General features: G+C 74.5%; 6 protein-coding genes and 1 pseudogene. 4 read left to right on the top strand and 3 right to left on the bottom strand.

Annotation, left to right across the window (positions count from 1 at the left end):
• A partial coding sequence (locus tag B0E53_RS31420) for an MFS transporter (protein WP_107079295.1) occupies positions 1–1,266 on the bottom strand: 1,266 nt, incomplete at its 3' end.
• Between the two features lie 79 nt (positions 1,267–1,345).
• Here B0E53_RS31420 and B0E53_RS31415 point away from each other — a divergent pair.
• From B0E53_RS31415 to B0E53_RS31405, 3 genes are all read left to right on the top strand, one after another.
• A complete protein-coding gene (locus B0E53_RS31415) occupies positions 1,346–1,741 on the top strand; it encodes a helix-turn-helix domain-containing protein (protein ID WP_107079294.1) in 396 nt (131 codons plus the stop codon).
• 77 nt (positions 1,742–1,818) lie between these two features.
• Positions 1,819–2,364, top strand: coding sequence for a TetR/AcrR family transcriptional regulator (locus B0E53_RS31410; protein WP_107079297.1), 546 nt, complete (start codon positions 1,819–1,821; stop codon positions 2,362–2,364).
• A 33-nt stretch (positions 2,365–2,397) separates the two neighbouring features.
• Positions 2,398–4,578, top strand: coding sequence for an MMPL family transporter (locus tag B0E53_RS31405; RefSeq protein ID WP_107079293.1), 2,181 nt, complete (start codon positions 2,398–2,400; stop codon positions 4,576–4,578).
• A 20-nt stretch (positions 4,579–4,598) separates the two neighbouring features.
• Here B0E53_RS31405 and B0E53_RS31400 read toward each other — a convergent pair whose 3' ends face one another.
• Complete coding sequence (locus tag B0E53_RS31400) at positions 4,599–5,855, bottom strand: erythromycin esterase family protein (RefSeq protein WP_107079292.1); 1,257 nt, start codon at positions 5,853–5,855, stop codon at positions 4,599–4,601.
• A gap of 81 nt (positions 5,856–5,936) precedes the next feature.
• Between B0E53_RS31400 and B0E53_RS31395 the strand changes: the two genes are divergently transcribed.
• The gene (locus B0E53_RS31395; protein WP_107079291.1) at positions 5,937–6,128 is read left to right on the top strand and encodes a DUF2795 domain-containing protein; all 192 of its coding nucleotides are present in this window, start codon (positions 5,937–5,939) and stop codon (positions 6,126–6,128) included.
• Between the two features lie 6 nt (positions 6,129–6,134).
• Here B0E53_RS31395 and erm read toward each other — a convergent pair.
• Positions 6,135–6,848: pseudogene (erm, locus tag B0E53_RS31390) on the bottom strand (ErmE/ErmH/ErmO/ErmR family 23S rRNA (adenine(2058)-N(6))-methyltransferase); the annotation flags it as partial.
• Positions 6,849–7,010: the final 162 nt, after the last annotated feature.

The following is a 7,010-nucleotide window of genomic DNA, read 5'->3' as shown; positions in this document are numbered from 1 at the left end:
CGCGTCGGCGCGGCTCGCCGCCAGGGTGGCCAGCACGGCCAGCCCGAGCGCCCCGCCGACCTGCTGGGTGGTGTTGGCCAGCCCGGAGGCGAGTCCGGCGTCGGCGGGCTCCGCGCCGGCCATGGCCAGGGTGGTGACCGCCGGCAGGGTGAGCCCGCCCGCGGCGCCGAAGACCAGCAGCGCCGGCAGCACGTCGGCGGCGTAGCCGGCGTCCACCGGGAGGCGGGCCAGCAGCAGGAACCCGGCCACGGCGAGGGCCAGCCCGCCGACCAGCACGGTCCGGGCGCCGAACCGGGCCATCAGCCGCCCGGCCAGCCCCAGCGAGACGGCCGCGATCACCAGCGGGGTGGGCAGGAAGGCGAAGCCGGTGGCGGCCGGGTCCAGCCCCAGCACGGTTTGCAGGTGCAGGGCGAGCAGGAACTGGAAGCCGAAGTAGGCGGCCACCATGAGGAACTGGGTGGCGTTGGCGGCGACCAGGCCGGGCGCGCGCAGCACCCGGGGCGGCAGCAGCGGGGTGGCGGCGCGCCGCTGCCGGGCGGCGAAGCCGGCGAGCAGGGCCACGGCGAGCGCCCCCGCGCCGAGGGTGCGCGGCGAGGTCCAGCCGTGCTCGCCCGCGCCGACGATGGCCAGCACGGCGGCCATCAGCCCGGCCGTGGCCAGCACCGCGCCGAGCAGGTCCAGCCCGGCCCGCAGCCCCGCGCCGCGGTCCGGCGCGATCAGCCGTACGGCGCCGGCCACGATCGCCACGCCGATCGGCAGGTTGATGAGGAAGATCGACCGCCAGCCGGCCAGGTCGGTGAGAAGGCCCCCGACCAGCATGCCGAGCGAGGCGCCGGCCGCGCCGGTGAAGCTGAAGACGGCGATGGCCCGGGCCCGCTCGGCCGGCTCCGGGAAGATCCGGACGATCATGCCGAGGCTGACCGCGGTGGTGAGCGCGCCCCCGACGCCCTGCGCGAACCGGGCGGCGACCAGGGTGCCCGGCCCGGCGGCGACCGAGCAGAGCAGCGAGGCGAGGGTGAACAGGGCGACCCCGGCCAGGAAGACCTGCCGCCGGCCGAGCAGGTCGCCGAGTCGGCCGGCCAGCAGGAGCAGCCCGCCGAAGGCGACCAGGTAGGCGTTCACCACCCAGGCCAGTCCGGCCGCCGGGAAGCCGAGGTCGGCCTGGACGGCGGGCAGCGCCACGGCGACGATGCTGCCGTCCAGGATGATCATCAGGCTGCCGGCGCAGAGCACGAGCAGCGCGGGCCAGCGGTTGGTCCCCGTCATGGGAATGCCTCCTTGGTGCACGGTTTGTTACTGAGGACATCGTCTGTGACCATGAGGCCGAGCGGAAGGAGGCACTTTGATGTCCCAGGGGAACAGGTGTGTGTCCATCCAGGCCGACCAGGCGCGGGCCTGCACCGTGCGGGAGGCGCTGGACCGGGTCGGCGGGAAGTGGAGCATCGGCATCCTGATCGCCGCGTCCCAGGGCCCGATCCGCTTCACCGAACTGGAGCGCCAGGTGGAGGGGATCAGCCGCCGGATGCTCACGCTGACCCTGCGCAACCTGGAGCGGGACGGCCTGCTGCACCGGCACGTCCACCCCACCGTGCCGCCCCGGGTCGAGTACACCGCCACCCCGATGGCCCAGGAGCTCTACGAGTCGCTGGTGGCGCTCACCCGGTGGGCGGAACGGCACCGCGAGGGGATCAGCGCGGCGCGGGCGGCGTACGACCGGCAGCACGGCGCACCGGTCGGCTGAGCGCTGTGGCGAAGGCCACGCAAACCGTCTGACCGATCGGTCAGGTGCTGACCGATCGGTCAGGCATGCTGGAGGGCATGGCCCGAGCGGTACCGGAGACCCACGGCGAGATCCTCGCGGCGGCGGCGCGACGCTTCGCCGTCACCGGCTACAAGGGCACCTCGCTCCAGGACATCGCCCGCGCCGTGGGCTGTTCGAAGGCGACCGTGCTCTACCACTTCGCCAACAAGGAAGCCCTGCTCTGCGAGCTGATGGCGCCCGCCATCGCGGTGCTGGAGGCGCTCGACGCCCGGATCGCCGGCGCCACCGGCGGGGCCGCGCAGGAGATCGCCGGCGAGGGCTTCGTCGACCTGGCGGTGCGCTTCCGGCGGGAGATCGCGCTGCTCCGGGGCGAGTTCCCCGACCTGCTCCAGCAGCCCGCGTTCGCGCACATCCAGCAGATCTCCGAACGGCTCATCGCGGCGTTCGCGGGTCACTCCGACCGGCCCTCCGCGCGGATCGCCGCGCTGGTGGTGCTCGCCGGCATCGCCGAGACGTGCGCCGAGTTCATCGACATCCCCGACGACGAATTGCGGCCCGCCCTGCTGGCCGTGGTCCGGCGGGCCCTCGAACCCGTCACCTGATCCCCGTTCCGACCCCGAGGACAAGGAAACCTGATGGCGACCCTGCTGTACCGGCTCGGCCGGGCATCGTTGCGCCGCCGGCGGCTCGTCGCCGTCGTGTGGCTCGTCGTACTCGTCGGCCTCGGCCTCGCCGCGGCCACCCTGAAGGGCCCGACGGCGAGCAACTTCACCATGCCGGGCACCGAGTCCCAGAAGGCCCTCGACCTGCTCGCCGACCGGTTCCCGGCGGCCAGCGGCGCCACCGGCACCATCGCCGTCAAGGCGCCCCAGGCCGGCCAGCTCACCACCCCGGCCGGGCAGGCCGTGGTCAAGCAGGTCACCCAGGAGGCGGCCACGCTGCCCGGGGTGGTCGGCGCGGTCGACCCGTACCAGGCGCAGGCGCTCACCCCCGACGGCCGGTACGCGCTGATCCAGGTGCAGTTCCAGGGCCGGGCCGACGACGTGACCGACGCCCAGCGCGACGCGTACGAGAAGGTCGGCGCGCAGGCCGAGGTGCAGGGCTGGCAGATCGCCCCCGGTGGTGAGGTGCTGAACGCCGAGCCGGAGGTCGGCTCCACCGAGGCGCTCGGTGTGCTGGTCGCCGCGATCGTCCTGATCGTCACCTTCGGCTCGCTGGTCGCGGCCGGGATGACCATGCTGAACGCGCTGATCGGTGTCGGCGTCGGGATGGCCGGCCTGTACGCGCTCAGCGGCGCGGTCGAACTGACCAGCACGGCGCCCATCCTGGCCCTGATGCTCGGCCTGGCGGTCGGCATCGACTACTCGCTCTTCATCACCTCCCGGCACCGGCAGAACCTGCTCGACGGCCTCTCCCCCGAGGAGGCGGTCGGCCGCGCGGTCGGCACCGCCGGCTCCGCCGTGGTCTTCGCCGGCGCCGCCGTGGTGGTCGCGCTCGCCGGCCTGGCCGTGGTGGGCATCCCCTTCCTCACCGTGATGGGCCTGGCCGCCGCCGGCACCGTCACCGTGGCCGTGCTGGTCGCCATCACGCTGGCCCCGGCCCTGCTCGGCTTCGCCGGCCGCAAGGCGCTCCCCCGCAAGCTGCGCGGGCGGGACGCCGTGACGTCCCCGGCCACCGGCTCGGAGGACCGGTCCGGCTTCGGCTTCCGCTGGGCGCACTGGGTGACCCGGCTGCGCATCCCGGTCATCCTGGTCGGCCTGCTCGGCCTCGGCCTGCTGGCCGTACCCGCCCAGGACATGCGGCTGGCGCTGCCGGACGCCGCCGCCGCGGCCGAGGGCACCCCGGCCCGGGTCAGCAACGACCTGATCCGGGAGGGCTTCGGTCCCGGCTTCACCGGCCGGCTCGCGGTGGTCGTCACCGCCGACTCGCCGCAGGCCACCCAGGCCGCGCTGCCGCAGGTCACCGCACTGATCCAGAGGACGGACGGAGTGCTGGCGGTGGCCCCGCCGCAGCTCGACCAGACCGGCCGCACCGCGCTGCTCGGGGTGATCCCGAAGACCGGGCCGACCGACGCGGCCACCGAGACGCTGGTACACGACATCCGCGCGCACGTCGGCGGCATCCAGAACGCCGACGTGCTGCTGACCGGCGTCACGGCGATCGGCATCGACGTGTCGGAGAAGCTCTCCGACGCGCTCCCGGTCTACCTGCTGCTGGTGGTGGGCCTGTCGGTGCTGCTGCTGATGCTGGTGTTCCGGTCGGTCCTGGTGCCGGTGAAGGCGGCGCTGGGCTTCCTGCTCACCGTGGCGGCCACCTTCGGCATCACGGTCGCCGTCTTCCAGCAGGGACACCTGGCCGACCTGGTCGGGTTGGACACCCCGGGCCCGCTGGTCAGCTTCCTGCCGATCCTGCTCATCGGCATCCTGTTCGGCCTGGCCATGGACTACGAGGTCTTCCTGGTCTCCCGGATGCGCGAGGACTTCGTGCACGGCGACACGGCCCGGCAGGCGACCATCAACGGCATGGGCCACGGCGCCCGGGTGGTCACCGCCGCCGCGCTGATCATGATCTCGGTGTTCGGTGGCTTCGTCTTCCTGGACGACCCGGTCATCAAGTCGATGGGTTTCGCGCTCGCGATCGGTGTCGCCATCGACGCGTTCGTGGTCCGGATGACCATCGTCCCGGCGGTGCTGTCGCTGCTCGACAACGCCGCCTGGTGGCTGCCGCGCTGGCTCGGCAAGGTCCTGCCCAACGTGGACGTCGAGGGCGAGGGCCTGCGCGCCCACCTCGCCGAGCGCGAGCCCGCCCAGGTGTGACCGGGGACCTGCCCGGCCGGTCAGACGCCGGCCGGGTAGGTCTCCATCTCGCCCGGGGTGGGCAGCGCCGGCAGCGGGTGCAGCGCGGTCGCCTCGTCGCACCAGACGAACGCGTCGTAGCGCTCGCCCAGCCGGGTCGGCACGTAGTTGCCCCAGGACTCGAAGCTCGGGTCGTAGACCACCCCGATGGCCCGGTGGTCGGTCGCCTCGGTCACCCACTCCGGCTGGTCCTCGCCGCCGAAGACCAGCACCGCCCGTTCCGGCATCAGCTCGTGCAGCCGCCGCTCGACCGAGCCCTCCCGGGCCGGCGGCACCACCATGGCCTCGGCCGGCGAGCCCCAGCGCGGCGCGGCGACCACCGTGCCCCGGTAGCTGCCGAAGCCGACCAGCACCACCGCGTCCCGGCCGTGCCGTTCCCGGCCGAGCTGGCCGATGTTCACCAGCCCGTCCGCCGCCATGTCGGTGGCGCGGGCGTCGCCCACGTGGGTGTTGTGCGCCCAGACGACGCCGCGCGCCCGCGGGCCGTAGCGGTCGAGCAGCCGGTCCAGCGTGTCGGCCATGTGGATGTCGCGGATGTTCCAGGACTCCGGGCCGCCGCCCACCATGGCCCGGTAGTAGCGCTCCGCGCCGGCCACCACCTCCGCGTTCTGCCACGCCGAGAAGCGGTCCGAGCCGTCCGCGGCGGCCTGTTCCCGGGTACGCGCCAGCAGCCGGACCACCTCCTCCTCGCAGCGGGCCGAGACGAAGCGGCTGGCCGTCCCGTAGTCCTCGACCCGCTTGCCGTACGGCTCGAAGCAGCGGTACGCCTCCTGCGCCGCCTCCAGCGAGGCCGGGTCCTCCTCGCCCAGGTAGTCGAAGATGGCCTGCATCGACTCCCAGAGGCTGTAGACGTCCAGCCCGTGGAAGCCGGCCCGCGCCCCCTCGGGGCGTTCCAGGTTCCACGCCCGCAGCCAGCGGCAGAACCGGGCCACCTCGGCGTTGGCCCACATCCAGGTCGGCCAGCGCTCGAAGCGTTCCAGCGCGGTCTGCGGATCGGCCAGCCCGCCCGGGGCGCCCACCACCGAGCAGTTCACCCGGTCGCAGTCCGGCCAGTCCCCCTCCACCGCGACGAAGTCGAAGCCCTGTTCGGCGATGAGCCGCCGGGTCAGTTGCTCGCGCAGCCGGTAGTAGTCGTAGCTGCCGTGCGTCGCCTCGCCGATCATGACGATCCGCGCGTCCCGGACGCGTTCCAGCAGCGGGTCGAAGTCGCTCGGCGCGCCGAGCCGCTGTACCAGCATGCCAGCGGCTACCCGGGACCCGTCCGGGCAAACGGCCGCGCCGGCGGGCATGGTGCCCGGCACAGCGGGTAGCCCGCCGGCATGACCGTCACCGGGGTGCAGTTGCAGGAGTTCCTGGCCGGGCTCGACTACCCGGTCTCCCGTGCGGACCTGGTCCGCTGGGGACAGGAGAACGGCGCCAGCACCGAGATGCTGCAGATGCTCAAGGCGTTGCCGGCGGAGGAGTTCAACACCCCCGCCGAGCTGGGCGAGGCGCTCAACACCCTGGTCTGAGCCCGGCTACCGCCCGGCGGCTCCGGGGTCCACGGCGTGCAGCAACCGGAACAGCACCAGCCACTGCTCGGGCCAGACCAGCCCGACCGGGGTGTCCGGGGCGAGCCGGGCGGCCCGCAACGCCCCGTCGACACGCCGGCGCGGGTACCCGGTGCGCAGCGAGGCGGCCAGCGACCCGCCGACGCCGCCGAAGCCCAGCTCCACCATCCGCCGGTACGCGGGCAGCGCCGTCCGGGGCAGCAGCGGCTCGGGGCGGCGGTCCAGCCGGAGGATGCCGCCGTCGACCGCGGGCACCGGCCGGAACGCGCCCCGGGGCACCCGGCCGGCCAGCCGCCAGTGGTACTCGGGCCAGGTGAGCACGGTGAGCCGGCTCCACCGGCCGTGGTCGCCGGTGCGCTTGCGGGCGTAGTCGAGCTGGGTGAGGAGGGTCGCCGCGCGCAGGCCGGGCGCCGCGAGGCACCAGCGCACCACGGCGGCGGTCAGGGACCAGGGGATGTTGCCGACCACCGCGAACGGCTCGTCGGGCGGGACGGCGGCCAGGAAGTCGGCGGCCCGGACATCGACGTGCGGCAGGTCCGCGCAGGCCGCCGTCAGCTCCGGCAGCACGGCCGGGTCGACCTCGTACGCGACCAGCCGGCCGCACCCGGCGGCGAGCGGCCGGGTCAGCCGCCCGCGCCCGGCGCCCACCTCCAGCAGGAGGTCGTCCGGGCCGGGGCGGGAACGGACAGGCGCACGAAGAAACGGGGGCCTGTCCGAGCGGATCGGGACTCGGACGACCCTGGACGTCGGCGGGGACGCGGCACCGAGCCGCGGGCCCGCGTCGAGGCGGGCGGCGGCGAGCACGCGATGACGCGGTCCGCGGCGGCGCGGCCCTGCCCCCGC

The organism is Micromonospora sp. MH33, from assembly GCF_003013775.1.
Lineage (GTDB): Bacteria > Actinomycetota > Actinomycetes > Mycobacteriales > Micromonosporaceae > Micromonospora > Micromonospora fulviviridis.
The sequence above is the reverse complement of the archived record's forward strand: the minus strand, read 5'-3'. Positions and strand labels throughout refer to the sequence as shown.

Coding starts and splice junctions, on each gene's coding strand:
- B0E53_RS31415 (WP_107079294.1), top strand. CDS start 1,346: ATGTCCCAGGGGAACAGGTGTGTGTCCATCCAGGCCGACCAGGCGCGG.
- B0E53_RS31410 (WP_107079297.1), top strand. CDS start 1,819: ATGGCCCGAGCGGTACCGGAGACCCACGGCGAGATCCTCGCGGCGGCG.
- B0E53_RS31405 (WP_107079293.1), top strand. CDS start 2,398: ATGGCGACCCTGCTGTACCGGCTCGGCCGGGCATCGTTGCGCCGCCGG.
- B0E53_RS31400 (WP_107079292.1), bottom strand. CDS start 5,855: ATGCTGGTACAGCGGCTCGGCGCGCCGAGCGACTTCGACCCGCTGCTG.
- B0E53_RS31395 (WP_107079291.1), top strand. CDS start 5,937: ATGACCGTCACCGGGGTGCAGTTGCAGGAGTTCCTGGCCGGGCTCGAC.